The organism is Sphingobium sp. MK2 (assembly GCF_040170545.1).
Taxonomy (GTDB): Bacteria; Pseudomonadota; Alphaproteobacteria; order Sphingomonadales; family Sphingomonadaceae; genus Sphingobium.
This window is the reverse complement of sequence record NZ_JAZDXA010000012.1, coordinates 1-13,543: the sequence shown is the minus strand read 5'-3', so window position 1 is coordinate 13,543 and position 13,543 is coordinate 1. Positions and strand designations below refer to the sequence as shown.

General features: G+C 62.0%; 12 protein-coding genes. 9 read left to right on the top strand and 3 right to left on the bottom strand.

The genetic code is table 11. The features are described from left to right. Positions 1-3: 3 nt before the first annotated feature. Genes V2I08_RS07820 through V2I08_RS07810 form a run of 3 tightly spaced genes read right to left on the bottom strand, consistent with a single transcriptional unit; the run spans position 4 to position 2,587 of the window. A complete protein-coding gene (locus V2I08_RS07820; protein ID WP_349634599.1) occupies positions 4-432 on the bottom strand; it encodes an HIT family protein in 429 nt (142 codons plus the stop codon). After that, positions 429-1,523 carry a CDP-alcohol phosphatidyltransferase family protein gene (locus V2I08_RS07815; protein ID WP_349634598.1) on the bottom strand — a complete coding sequence of 365 codons (1,095 nt, stop codon included), beginning with the start codon at positions 1,521-1,523 and terminating at the stop codon, positions 429-431. Before V2I08_RS07815 ends, V2I08_RS07820 begins: the two co-directional genes overlap by 4 nt. Then, complete coding sequence (locus tag V2I08_RS07810; RefSeq protein WP_349634597.1) at positions 1,520-2,587, bottom strand: glycosyl transferase; 1,068 nt, start codon at positions 2,585-2,587, stop codon at positions 1,520-1,522. The genes V2I08_RS07815 and V2I08_RS07810 overlap by 4 nt, the downstream gene beginning before the upstream one ends. A gap of 158 nt (positions 2,588-2,745) precedes the next feature. Here V2I08_RS07810 and V2I08_RS07805 point away from each other — a divergent pair, with 158 nt between their 5' ends. The 9 genes from V2I08_RS07805 to lpdA all read left to right on the top strand — a co-directional run bounded on the left by V2I08_RS07805 (position 2,746) and on the right by lpdA (position 13,433). Beyond that, on the top strand, positions 2,746-3,534 hold the full coding sequence (locus V2I08_RS07805; RefSeq protein WP_037480303.1) for a succinate dehydrogenase iron-sulfur subunit: 789 nt from the start codon (positions 2,746-2,748) through the stop codon (positions 3,532-3,534). A gap of 2 nt (positions 3,535-3,536) precedes the next feature. Continuing rightward, complete coding sequence (locus tag V2I08_RS07800; protein ID WP_037480764.1) at positions 3,537-3,998, top strand: PaaI family thioesterase; 462 nt, start codon at positions 3,537-3,539, stop codon at positions 3,996-3,998. Further along, on the top strand, positions 3,995-5,107 hold the full coding sequence (gene zapE / locus V2I08_RS07795; protein WP_349634596.1) for a cell division protein ZapE: 1,113 nt from the start codon (positions 3,995-3,997) through the stop codon (positions 5,105-5,107). Before V2I08_RS07800 ends, zapE begins: the two co-directional genes overlap by 4 nt. Positions 5,108-5,412: 305 nt before the next feature. After that, complete coding sequence (mdh, locus tag V2I08_RS07790) at positions 5,413-6,375, top strand: malate dehydrogenase (protein WP_349634595.1); 963 nt, start codon at positions 5,413-5,415, stop codon at positions 6,373-6,375. Positions 6,376-6,390: 15 nt separating this feature from the next. Continuing rightward, positions 6,391-6,891, top strand: coding sequence for a hypothetical protein (locus tag V2I08_RS07785; protein ID WP_349634594.1), 501 nt, complete (start codon positions 6,391-6,393; stop codon positions 6,889-6,891). Further along, the gene (gene sucD / locus V2I08_RS07780) at positions 6,888-7,772 is read left to right on the top strand and encodes a succinate--CoA ligase subunit alpha (RefSeq protein ID WP_096062546.1); all 885 of its coding nucleotides are present in this window, start codon (positions 6,888-6,890) and stop codon (positions 7,770-7,772) included. The genes V2I08_RS07785 and sucD overlap by 4 nt, the downstream gene beginning before the upstream one ends. Positions 7,773-7,863: 91 nt before the next feature. Further along, the gene (locus V2I08_RS07775; RefSeq protein WP_349634593.1) at positions 7,864-10,659 is read left to right on the top strand and encodes a 2-oxoglutarate dehydrogenase E1 component; all 2,796 of its coding nucleotides are present in this window, start codon (positions 7,864-7,866) and stop codon (positions 10,657-10,659) included. 8 nt (positions 10,660-10,667) lie between these two features. Beyond that, complete coding sequence (gene odhB, locus V2I08_RS07770) at positions 10,668-11,912, top strand: 2-oxoglutarate dehydrogenase complex dihydrolipoyllysine-residue succinyltransferase (RefSeq protein WP_349634592.1); 1,245 nt, start codon at positions 10,668-10,670, stop codon at positions 11,910-11,912. A 120-nt stretch (positions 11,913-12,032) separates the two neighbouring features. Further along, the gene (lpdA, locus tag V2I08_RS07765; protein WP_349634591.1) at positions 12,033-13,433 is read left to right on the top strand and encodes a dihydrolipoyl dehydrogenase; all 1,401 of its coding nucleotides are present in this window, start codon (positions 12,033-12,035) and stop codon (positions 13,431-13,433) included. Positions 13,434-13,543 lie beyond the last annotated feature (110 nt).

Below are 13,543 nucleotides of genomic sequence, written 5' to 3'. Positions count from 1 at the left end.
GCCTCAGGGCTGCACAGCCTCGAAATAGGAGGCCACCCAATCGCGTAGCGCTTCATCGGACGCGACCGCCGCGCTCAAATCCGGCTGCCCCGGCCAGCCCGCATCCCGCACCGTCAGCCCGCCGCCGCTGCGCTCGCCCTCATAGCGCGGCAGGACATGGAAATGGACATGCGGATCGACCATCATCAGCATCAGATAGTTGATCTTCTGATAGCCGACCGCCGCCCGCAACGCCGCTTCGATCGCCCCGGTGACGATCTTGAGTTCGGCATGGGCTTCGGCGGGCAAATCCCCGAACGCGGTCGCGTCGCTCTTCGCCGCCAGGACCAGCGACCCCAGCGTCGGCTGCGCCGGGCGCAGCAGCACCACCCAATGCGCAAACTCCGCGATCAGGCTGGCGGGCCAGCCGAACTTCAATATCGTCTCGTTCATGCCGCCGCCTCATCCATCCAACTGACGATCGGTCGTCCCGACCGCTTAACGCCATAGGCCTGCGCCAGCCGCACCGCATGCACGACCAGCGAAATCACCGTCCACCAGGCCAGCGCCACCAACCCGATATCGGGTCGCCCCAACAGCAGCGCCACGAACAGGATCACCATGTTCGGGTTGCGCCGCGCCGTTACCAGCCGAAACTGGCTGTCGAACCGCCGCCAGACATGGATATCCATGCCGAAATCCTTGAGGAACGCCCCCTCGATCAGCCGTTGCAGCACATAGCCGACGACCACCGCCGCCATAACCAGGATAAACGCCTGCCCCGTCAGCGACAGGCCCCAGGCGGCCAACCCCGTCCCCCAGAAATACCACCAGAAGGGCGGATGAACCAGATCGACGCCATGGTCGATCACATTGCCCCATTTGGACGAGGTGATGGTGCAACGCGCCAGCTTTCCGTCCACCGTATCCAGCACCATGAAGATGAAGCCGCACAGGAATCCGGTCCAGTACATCCCTTCGGCAAACAGGAAGGTCGCGATGAGGCACAGCGTCACCCCGATCACCGACACCATATTGGGCGTCATCTTGAGCTGCGCCGCGATCCGCGTCAGCACCAACGCCAATTCGGGCCACAGATATTTGGTCAGCACGTCCGTCACGCCCTTATAGGCGCCGAAATAGCTGTGCCGCTCGATCGCGCGCCGGGTCGCGGGAGTCAGTTCGCGCACCATCGGCTGCTCCAGCTTGCGCAACTGCCGGTTATAGAGTTTGCGCCCATCGGACAGGTCGATCACGGTCGCCTGCATCGGATCATGTCCCTGCGGCACCTGCCCCACGACCGGCACGCCGCCCCAGGCAAAGACCGTCCCCGGCGTCTCCAGCACCAACCGCAACAGCAGCGGATCGAACGCATAGGTCAGGTTAAAGACCAGTTCATGCCCCGGTGCCAGCGCGCTGCCATTCTTCGCCGCGCTTTCCGCCATCCGGCGGTTCCGTTCGGCATTGGTCATGCCCCAGATCGGCGTGGCATTGCGCCCCAGCATGCGAATGGGGCCAAGGGCAGTGGTCATTGTCTCAGTCATGCAGGCGCTTTCGCGAAGGTCATTATGATGTCGGCCTGCCGCCGCGACGCGGGAATCGGCGACAGATCGATGGATTGCTCCATGGCCGCTTCCTGCGCAGCAACGAAGCCGGGTTGCAAGTCGTTCGCACGACCAAGTGCTGCTGAAAGCGCGTCAGGCGTCTCGATCACCTGTCCCAGCCGCCAATGCGCAAAGGCGTCACTACTGGCGTCACGCCGGTCGAGATTGAGGAAGATGCAAGGCCGCGGTTGGATCAGAAATTCATACACCTGGCTCGATACATCGCCCAGATAGACGTCGGCGCTCATCGTATAGCTCATGTCGATCGCATGGCGGCTGCCCATGTCGACGCGGATATGCGGCGCGGCGCTGACGATCGGTGCCACCCCCTGCGCCAGCTTGGTGTGCGGCGCGATGATGACATTCCAGCCCTTGAGCGACTCCAGCGCCGCCAGCATCGCCGGGCCATGCCGCACCCAGGAGGACAGATCGGGGTCGAAATGCGGATTATAGAGCAGTACCGGCTTGTCGTCGGCGAAGAATCGCTGCCGCGCCGCCTTCAGCTCGAACTTGGCATAGCCGCCGACCGCGACCTTATCCGCCGTGCACAGCCCCCGTTCGATCATCCGGCGACGATCTTTTTCGCCCGCTACCAGCGTCAGGTCGAAATCGGCATGGCGCTTCTTATAGCCCCCCTCTCGGTCGCCCGCGCCATGTTTGATCAGCACCAGTCGCGACGCGAATCCCGGCACCCGCCGCAACCAGGCGGTGGAAATCTCGGTCGTCACCAACAGCGGAAAGGCCGCGATCGTCCGGTAATTGCCAAGCAATATGCATATCCGCGAAGGCTGGCGGAACAGCGAGTCGGGCTGCCCCGAAAAGCGCCGCAGCCGTACCGGCCGTAACCGCTGCTCTGTGTCGTACCCCGCCACCAGATCCAGTATCGCGTCCGATGGCGACAACACATGCACCCGCACCCCCGGACGCCGCGCCAGTTCCAGCGCAGCGGGCAACCAATGATAAAGCTGCTGCGCTTCGGCAATGGCGAGAAAGGCGATGTCCATGCGCGAAAGCCACTCCAGACGGGCTGGAGGCCTAGCGGCGATATAGGGGCTTTTGCAAGGGCGCGCGTCGCATTCCCTTTTGTAGGTGCTGGACCTTTGCCCATATTTTGGTATGCGGGCCGCAACCGAACGACACTCTGAAAGAGGCTCGACGAGCGATGGCCGAATTTGCGTTGCCCAAGAACAGCAAGATCAGCGGTAAGGGTGTGACCCACCCCGCCCCCGCAGGCGCAACCAATGTGCGCAGCTTCAAAGTCTATCGCTATGATCCCGACTCCGGGCAAAACCCGCGTTACGACACGTTCGAGGTTGATCTCGACCAGTGCGGGCCGATGGTTCTGGACGCGCTCATCAAGATCAAGAATGAATATGATACCACGCTGACCTTCCGCCGCTCCTGCCGCGAAGGCATTTGCGGCTCCTGTTCGATGAACATGAACGGCAAGAACGGCCTGGCCTGCACCACCGCGATCGACGAATGTTCGGGCAAGGACGTAAAGATCACGCCGCTGCCGCATATGGACGTGATCAAGGATCTGGTGCCCGATTTCACGCATTTCTACGCCCAGTACAACTCGATCCAGCCCTGGCTCAAGACCGTGTCGCCGCCGCCATCGGGCAAGGAGCGACTCCAGTCGCCCGCCGACCGCGAAAAGCTGGACGGCCTCTATGAGTGCATTCTGTGCGCCTGCTGCTCGACCAGTTGCCCCTCCTATTGGTGGAACAGCGACAAGTTCTTGGGTCCAGCCATCCTGCTCCAGGCCTATCGCTGGCTGGCCGACAGCCGCGACGAATATACGGGTGACCGCCTCGACGAGTTGGAAGATCCCTTCCGCCTCTATCGCTGCCACACCATCATGAACTGCGCCAATGTCTGCCCCAAGGGTCTGTCGCCGGCCAAGGCGATCGCCGAGACCAAGAAGATGATGGTCGAACGGCAGCTTTGATCTTGAACAGTGATGGTGTCGCCGGGGGTCAGCCACTGACGGACGGGCAATGGGCGGGCTGGATCGCATGGTCCGACCCGCACCCCGATACGTTTTTGCAGGCGATCGGCCGTGGCTATATGCGCGAACTCTCGCCCGGCCGGGCGGAAGTCGCGCTGGAAACCCGGTCCAGCCATCGCAACCGGCTCGACACGCTCCATGGCGGCTTCCTCGCCGCCTTTGCCGACCATGCTTATTTCGGTGCGCTCTGGGCGATGGGGCATAAGGACCAGATCCATGGCGTGACCATCGACCTGTCGATGCAATATCTGGGCGCCGGGCGCGTCGGCCCGCTGCTGCTGGCACAGGTCGATCTGTTGCGCGAAACCGGCCGCCTGCTGTTCCTGCGGATGTTGATGACACAGGATGGCGAACCCGTCGCCGCCTCCACCGCCACGATCCGTAAGGCGCCGCCCGCAAAATGACTGGTGTCCTCGCTCGCTACGAAGCGTTGATCGCTGCCGGAGAATTACGCGCCGATCCCGACCAGCGCGCCGCCGCCGTGCGGCTAGATGCGCTGCAACAACAGTTGGAAGCCGCCCCCGAACGCGGCTCGACGCTGTGGCGGCTGTTGCGCAAGGCCCCCGAACCGCCGCGCGGCCTCTATATGTGGGGCGGTGTCGGGCGCGGCAAATCCATGTTGATGGACCTGTTCTTCGACACGGTGAAAATCCAGCGTAAGGCCCGCGCCCATTTCCACGAGTTCATGCTCGACGTCCACGCCCGCCTGGCCGAGGCGCGCAAATCGGAAAAGGGCGATCCTATCCCGCCGGTCGTGGACGCGCTGGCGGAGAATGCACGGCTGATCTGTTTCGACGAAATGGTCGTCAACAATATGGCCGACGCCGCGATCATGTCTCGCCTGTTCACGGGGTTGCTGGAAAAGCGGGTGACGATCGTCACCACCTCCAACCGCGAACCCGACGAACTCTACAAGAACGGCCTCAATCGGCAGCTTTTCCTGCCCTTCATCGACCTGATCAAGGATCGGCTCGATGTGCAGACACTCAATGGCCCGACCGACTATCGCCGCGACCGGCTGGGCGATGCGACGCTATGGCACTGCCCCAATGGCGACGAAGCCACCGCCGCGCTCAGCACCGCCTTCTTCCGCCTGACCGACTATCCGCCGTCCGACCGCGCCCATGTCCCTTCCGAAGATATCCCGGTGCAGGGCGGCCGCACGCTGCATGTGCCCAAAAGCCTCAAGGGCGTCGCCGTCTTCTCGTTCAAGCGCCTGTGCGCCGAAGCCCGCGGCGCACCCGACTATCTGGCGATCGCGCGCAAATATCATACGGTTATCATCGTCGGCATCCCGGTGCTGGGGCCTGAAAACCGCAACGAAGCCGCCCGCTTCGTCACGCTGATCGACTCGCTCTACGAATATAAGGTCAAATTGCTGGCCTCGGCCGATGCGGAACCGGCCCAGCTCTATCCGCAGGGCGATGGCGCGTTCGAATTTGAACGCACCGTCTCGCGCCTCATGGAAATGCAATCCGACGATTATCTCGCGCTCGGCCACGGCCCCAAATAGGTCGCGTTGCGGCACGTTATAGCGCGCAGCGCCGTCATCACGGCGCAATCTTCTTGTCCATATCCTGCGAAAAATAGACCGGATGCCTTCCGTCGGGAAGGCATCCGGCAGGGTAGCGCTGCAGGGAAGGCTCACCGACCAGGGTAGGAGCCGGGAGCGACAGCGTGTGAATCGCTTTTAATGCAACTGCGAATGAATTGCAAAGATAAATCCGACTTCCCACCTTTGACAGGTTGAAACCCCCGTTCGAAGGGCGTAGGCGAGGCATCAATTCCAGTAGTCAAGACTTGGAGGATGACAGATATATGGCCCGTAAGAAGATCGCGCTCATCGGCGCTGGCAATATTGGTGGCACGCTGGCGCATCTCGCCGCTCTGAAGGGCCTTGGCGACATCGTCCTGTTCGACGTCGTCGAAGGCATCCCCCAGGGCAAGGCGCTCGACCTGTCGCAGTGCGGCGCGGTCGAAGGCTTCGATGCCAAGATCACTGGCTCCAACGACTATGCCGACATTGCAGGCGCTGACGTCATCATCGTCACCGCCGGCGTCGCCCGCAAGCCGGGTATGAGCCGCGACGACCTGCTGGGCATCAACCTCAAGGTCATGAAGGCCGTGGGCGAAGGCATCGCCGCCAACGCCCCCGACGCTTTCGTCATCTGCATCACCAACCCGCTCGACGCGATGGTGTGGGCGCTGCGCGAATTTTCCGGCCTGCCCCACAATAAGGTCGTGGGCATGGCTGGCGTCCTCGACAGCTCGCGCTTCAATCACTTCCTCGCCGAGGAATTCCAGGTGTCGGCCAAGGACGTCACCAGCTTCGTGCTGGGTGGCCATGGCGACACGATGGTCCCGGTCATCGAATATTCGACCGTCGCCGGCATCCCCGTCCCCGACCTCATCAAGCAGGGTCGCTCGACGCAGGAGCGCATCGACGCCATCGTTCAGCGTACCCGTTCGGGCGGCGGCGAGATCGTCGGCCTGCTCAAGACCGGCTCGGCCTTCTACGCGCCCGCCACCAGCGCGATCGCGATGGCTGAAGCCTATCTGGGCGACAAGAAGCGCCTGCTGCCCTGCGCCGCCAACCTCACCGGCCAATATGGCGTCGACAATCTCTATGTCGGCGTGCCCGTGATCATCGGCAAGGACGGCGTCGAGCAGGTCATCGAAATCGAGCTGAATGAAGAGGCCAAGGGCAACCTCCAGGTGTCGGTCGATGCAGTCAAGGAACTGCTCGACGCCTGCAAAAACATTGACGGCTCGCTGGCGTAAGCGGCGGGGGTAGCTGTGAGCTACGATCTGATGGTCTTTAACCCTGCTGAAGCGCCGCGTGATCGCGCGGCGTTTCAAGCTTGGTATCAGCAACAAACTGATTGGCCAGAAGACGACAGCTCATTCGATCCAGCTACGGCGTGTCCCAGTTTGCAAGGTTGGTATCAAGCGATGCTTGCGAATTGGCCCAATATGCAAGAGGTAGATGACAGTCAGATCGATAATCCGCAGATTACCGGCTACAGCTTCGGTAAGAATATCATCTATCTGGATTTCCGCTGGTCGGTAGCCGAGGAGGCATATGACGCTGTGCGGAAGTCAGCCGTCGAACATCAGGTAGGGTTCTACGATGTGAGCGGAGATGAGGGGGATGGAGAAATCTATTTTCCAGGCGAAAGTTTAAGAACGCCATCGGGTGGGATTTGGCGGGATATTACGAAGCAATTCCAATCTATCGATACCAACGTAGGGGCACCGAAAAAGCGGTGGTTCGATTTTTTTCGGAGAGATAAATGAGCATTCTCGTCAACAAGAATACCAAGGTCATCACCCAAGGGATGACCGGTGCCACTGGCACCTTCCATACCGAACAGGCGCTGGCCTATGGCACGCAGATGGTTGCTGGCGTCACGCCGGGCAAAGGCGGCCAGACCCATATCGGCCTGCCCATGTTCGACACCGTGCTGGAAGCCAAGACCAAGACCGGTGCCGATGCGTCGGTCGTCTATGTGCCGCCACCATTTGCCGCCGACTCGATCCTCGAAGCGATCGACGCGGAAATCCCGCTGATCATCTGCATCACCGAAGGCATCCCCGTCCTCGACATGGTGCGCGTCAAGCGCGCGCTGTCGGGCAGCAAGTCGCGCCTCATCGGCCCGAACTGCCCCGGCGTCCTGACCCCCGACGAGTGCAAGATCGGCATCATGCCCGGCAGCATCTTCAAGAAGGGCAGCGTCGGCGTCGTCTCGCGCTCCGGCACGCTGACCTATGAAGCCGTGTTCCAGACGTCGAACGCGGGCCTCGGCCAGACCACGGCTGTCGGCATCGGCGGTGATCCGGTCAACGGCACCAACTTCATCGACGTGCTGGAATTGTTCCTGGCCGACGACGCGACCGAATCGATCATCATGATCGGTGAAATCGGCGGCGACGCGGAAGAACAGGCTGCCCAGTTCCTGATGGATGAAGCCAAGCGTGGCCGCAAGAAGCCGATGGCCGGCTTCATCGCGGGCCGCACCGCCCCTCCGGGCCGTCGCATGGGCCATGCCGGTGCGATCGTGTCGGGTGGCAAGGGCGACGCGGAAAGCAAGATCGCGGCGATGGAAGCCGCCGGGATCAAGGTCGCGGCTAGCCCCTCGGAACTCGGCACGACTCTGCTCGAAGTGCTGAACGGCTAAAAAGCGACTATATATAGAAGCGGCCGGGCTGCACCCTGGCCGCTAACTTCCCGCACCGCGACTGCACGCGGCACGGATCGGACAAGATATTATGGGTTACGAAAACCAGGATTTCGAGATCGAGCAAGGCCCCAGCTGGGCACGCCCCAACTGGCCGTTGTCGGACACTGACGACCTTACCGGGGCGCTTGATCCCACGCAGATGCAGGTCGCGGTCAAGGCCGCTGCCAAATCCGCGGGCAAGACGGTGTCGGATGCCGACATAGCGCAGGCTGCCGAAGATTCCATCCGCGCGATGATGCTGATCCGCACCTATCGCGTGCGCGGTCATTTGGCCGCCAATCTCGATCCGCTGGGCCTGACCCATCGCGATCTGCCGGCGGACCTTACGCCGGAATTTCACGGCCTGACCGACCTCAACCGGAAAATCTATCTCGGCGGCACGCTCGGCCTGCAATTTGCCAGCGTCAGCGAGATCGTCGCGATCCTGCGCGCCAATTATTGCGGCAATGTCGGCCTTGAATATATGCACATCGCCGATGTGGAGGAGCGCCGCTTCCTGCAGGACCGGATGGAAGGCAAGGACAAGGAAATCATCTTCACGCCGGAAGGTAAGAAGGCGATCCTGGCCAAGGTCATCCAGGGCGAGCAATATGAGAAGTTCCTGGGCCGCAAATATGTCGGCACCAAGCGCTTTGGCCTCGACGGTGGCGAATCCATGATCCCCGCGCTCGAAGCCGTCATCAAATATGGCGGCCAGTCGGGCGTGCGCGAAATCGTCTATGGCATGGCCCATCGCGGCCGCCTCAACGTCCTCGCCAATGTGATGGCCAAGGGCTTTCGCGTCATCTTCCACGAATTTTCCGGCGGCACCGCCAACCCGGAAGATGTCGGCGGTTCGGGCGACGTGAAATATCATCTGGGCACCTCCACCGACCGCGAGTTCGACGGGATCAAGGTGCATATGTCGCTGGTCCCCAACCCCTCGCACCTCGAAACCGTCGATCCGGTCGTCCTCGGCAAGGTCCGCGCGCAGCAGACCTTCCGCGACGACCTGACCAAGCATGAGCAGGTTCTGCCCGTGCTGATCCATGGCGACGCGGCGTTCGCGGGTCAGGGCATCGTCTGGGAATGCCTCGGCTTCTCCGGGGTGGCCGGTTATAATACCGGCGGCTGCATCCACTTCATCGTCAACAACCAGGTCGGCTTCACCACCAGCCCGCAATTTTCGCGCGGCTCGCCCTACCCGTCCGACGTGGCGAAGGGCGTTCAGGCACCGATCCTGCACGTCAATGGCGACGATCCCGAAGCAGTGACCTTCGCGTGCAAACTGGCGGTCGAATATCGCCAGACCTTCCACCGCGACATCGTCATCGACATGTGGTGCTATCGCCGCTTCGGCCATAATGAAGGCGACGAACCTTCGTTCACCCAACCGCTGATGTATGCGAAGATCCGCCAGCATCCCCCGGTCAGCAACGTCTATGCCACGCGCCTCAAGGAACAAGGCGTGATCGGCGACGACTTCGTGGCCAAGGCAACGGACGAGTTCGTTACCCATCTGGAAGACGAGTTCGAAGCCTCCAAGAGCTACAAGGCCAACAAGGCCGACTGGTTCGCCGGTCGCTGGTCGGGTCTGCACAAGCCTGCGGACGCGGAAACCACACGCCGCAGCGTCGAATCCGCCATCTCGCCCAAGCTGATGGAAAGCCTGGGCAAGACGCTGACCACCGTTCCCGAAGGCCATGCCGTCCACAAGACGCTCCAGCGCGTGCTGGATGCCAAGGCGGAGATGTTCAAGACCGGCGCGAATTTCGACTGGGCGACCGGCGAGGCACTCGCCTTCGGCTCGCTTCTGTCGGAAGGCTATGGCGTGCGCCTGTCGGGCCAGGATTCAGGGCGCGGCACGTTCAGTCAGCGTCACTCGGTCTGGGTCGATCAGAATACGGAAAAGAAATATATCCCGCTCTCGACCGTCCGTCATGGCCGGTTCGAGGTGCTTGATAGCCCCTTGTCCGAATATGGTGTCCTTGGCTTCGAATATGGCTATGCCCTGGCCGACCCCAAGAGCCTCGTCCTGTGGGAAGCGCAGTTTGGCGATTTCGCCAACGGCGCGCAGATCATCTTCGACCAGTATATCGCTTCGTCGGAAAGCAAGTGGCTGCGCGCCAACGGCCTCGTCTGCCTGTTGCCGCACGGCTATGAAGGACAGGGACCGGAACATAGTTCGGCGCGTCTGGAACGCTTCCTTCAGCTCTGCGCCGAAGGGAATATCCAGGTCGCCAACATCACGACCCCGGCCAATTATTTCCACGTCCTGCGCCGCCAGATGCTGCGTCCCTTCCGCAAGCCACTCATCATCATGACGCCCAAGTCGCTGCTGCGGCACAAGCTGGCGGTGAGCAAGGCCGAGGATTTCCAGGGCGACACCCACTTCATGCGCATCCTGTCGGATAGTAATCCGGCACCCGATGCGGAAACGAAGCGGCTGGTGCTCTGTTCGGGCAAGGTCGCCTACGACCTGATGGAAGCGCGCGATGCGGCCGGGGACAAGAACACCCAGATCGTCCGCATCGAACAGCTCTATCCCTTCCCCACCGAAGCGCTTTCCATCCGCATGGCGCGCATGCCCAATCTGGAGGAAGTGATCTGGTGCCAGGAAGAGCCACGCAACAATGGCGCGTGGTTCCATGTGGAGCCCTATATCGAGGAAGCCCTGGCGGACGTCGGCAAAGCGCCGATGCGCGCCCGCTATGCCGGTCGCAAGGCATCGGCGTCGCCCGCAACGGGCCTCGCCAAACGCCATGTCGCCGAACAGGGTGCCCTCGTCGCCGATGCGCTGGGTCACAGCGTCCGTGAAGAAATCCGACGCCAGAAGAAAGGCTGAACAAGCTCATGGCTACCGAAGTCAAAGTCCCTACCCTGGGCGAATCCGTTACCGAAGCAACCGTGGGCCAGTGGCTCAAAAAGCCCGGTGAAGCCGTCGCGCTCGACGAACCCATCGTCAGCCTGGAAACCGACAAGGTCGCGGTCGACGTGCCCTCGCCAGTCGCCGGTACGCTGGGCGACATCATCGCCAAGGAAGGCGATACCGTGAATGTCGGCGCGCTGCTGGCGATGGTCAACGAGGGCGCGGCCGCTGCTGCTCCTGCTCCTGCTGCTGCTGCCAAGGCGGAGGCCGCTGCGCCTGCGCCTGCCGCATCGGCCCCTGCGCCAGCCGCGTCGGACGAGGAGGAAGGCGGCAATCTGACGCTGTCCCCCGCCGTGCGCCGTCTGGTGCTGGAGCATGGCCTTGACCCGTCCAAGATCAAGGGCACCGGCAAGGACGGCCGCCTGACCAAGGACGACGTTACCGCCGCCGTCGCCGCTGGCACGGCCAAGGCCGCCGCGTCCGCGCCTGCCTCGGCCCCTGCTGCCGACGCCCCTGCCGCTGGCCCCACCCGCGCGCAGGAACGGGTGAAGATGACCCGTCTGCGCCAGACGGTCGCCAAGCGTTTGAAGGAAGCGCAGAATACCGCAGCGATGCTGACCACGTATAACGACGTGGACATGACCAACATCATCGAGGCGCGCGCGAAGTATAAGGACTTGTTCGAAAAGAAGCATGGCGTCCGTCTGGGCTTCATGGGCTTCTTCACGAAGGCGGTCTGCATGGCGCTCCGCGACATTCCGGGCGTCAATGCGCAGATTGAAGGCGACGAAATCGTCTACAATAATTTCTGCGACATCTCGGTCGCGGTGTCGGCCCCCACCGGCCTCGTCGTTCCGGTCATTCGCAACGCCGAATCGCTCAGCGTTGCCGAGATCGAAAAGACCATCGGCGGCTTTGGCAAGAAGGCCAAGGAAGGCAAGCTGACCATGGAAGATATGAAGGGCGGCACCTTCACCATTTCCAATGGCGGCGTGTTCGGCTCGCTGCTGTCCAGCCCGATCATCAACCCGCCCCAGTCGGGCGTTCTGGGCCTCCACCGGATCGAAGACCGCCCGGTCGTTCGCGACGGTCAGATCGTGATCCGCCCGATGATGTATCTGGCGCTCAGCTATGATCATCGCATGGTCGATGGTCGCGAAGCGGTAACCTTCCTCGTTGCGGTCAAGAACGCGATCGAAGACCCGACCCGCCTGCTGATCGACCTGTAAAAGTCGCAATCAGACACCATATCCGTTCGGGCTGAGCCTGTCGAAGCCCCGTCCTTTCTGTGCAAAGGACAAAAGAAGCAGTAATGCCCTTCGACAGGCTCAGGGCGAACGGAGAATAACATGTCCGATTTCGACTACGACGTTCTGGTAATCGGTTCCGGCCCCGGCGGTTATGTCGCCGCAATCCGCGCCGCGCAGTTGGGTCTCAAGACCGCCTGCGCCGAAAGCCGCGATACGCTGGGCGGCACCTGCCTCAATGTCGGCTGCATCCCGTCCAAGGCGATGCTGCACGCCTCCGAACTGTATGACGAAGCGGCCAATGGCACGCTCGCCAAGCTCGGCGTCAAGATCGACAAGATGAGCCTCGACCTCACGACCATGCAAGGCCAGCGCGCCGATGCGGTCAAGGGGCTGACCGGCGGCATCGAATTTCTGTTCAAGAAGAACAAGGTGACCTGGCTCAAAGGCCTGGCCAGCTTCACCGGCGCCAACACGGTCGAGATCAACGGCGAAAAAGTGACGGCGAAGAATATCGTCATCGCCACCGGCTCGTCGGTCACGCCGCTGCCCGGCGTCGAGGTCGACAATGACGGCGGCAAGATCGTCGATTCGACCGGCGCGCTGGTGCTGGACAAGGTGCCGGGTCATCTCGTGGTCGTCGGCGGCGGTGTCATCGGCCTGGAAATGGGCAGCGTATGGCGTCGCCTGGGTGCCAAGGTCACGGTCGTCGAATATCTCGACCAGATCCTGCCCGGCATGGACGGCGAAGTCCGCAAGGAAGCCAACAAGATCTTCAAGAAGCAGGGCTTCGACTATAAGCTGGGCACGAAGGTCACCGGCGCGAAGACGCATGACAAGGGCGTGACCCTGACCGTCGAACCCGCCGCCGGTGGGGACGCCGAAACGATCGAAGCCGACGTCGTGCTGGTATCGATCGGGCGTCGTCCCAACACCAACGGCCTTGGCCTCGACAAGATTGGCCTGGAAGTGAACGGGCGTGGCCAGATCGAAACCGATCATGAATTCGGTACGAAGGTGCCCGGCGTCTGGGCGATTGGCGACGTCATTCCCGGTCCGATGCTGGCGCACAAGGCTGAGGATGAAGGCATTGCGGTCGCGGAAAATATCGCGGGCCTGACCGGCATCGTGAACCACGACCTGATCCCCTCGGTCGTCTATACCAAACCCGAAATCGCAGGCGTTGGCCTGACTGAAGAAGCCGCGAAGGAAAAAGGCGCGATCAAGGTCGGCAAATTCCCGATGATGGCCAACAGCCGCGCCAAGACCAACCACGAACCCGAAGGCTTCGTGAAGATCATCGCTGATGCTGAAACCGACAAGGTGCTGGGCGTCTGGATCATCGCCACGCCCGCCGGCACGATGATCGCGCAGGCGGCACAGGCGATGGAGTTCGGCGCATCGAGCGAAGACATCGCCTACACCTGCCACGCCCACCCTACGCACAGCGAAGCGATCAAGGAAGCCGCCATGGCGGTCACCGGCAAACCGATCCACATGTGATCGCTGCCACATTGCGCAAATGAAAAAGGCCTCCGCAAAACGGAGGCCTTTTTCATGTCACCGCGCTTAGCGGAACAAACCGCTGTGAAGCCAGAGCGTGATAGTGTGCG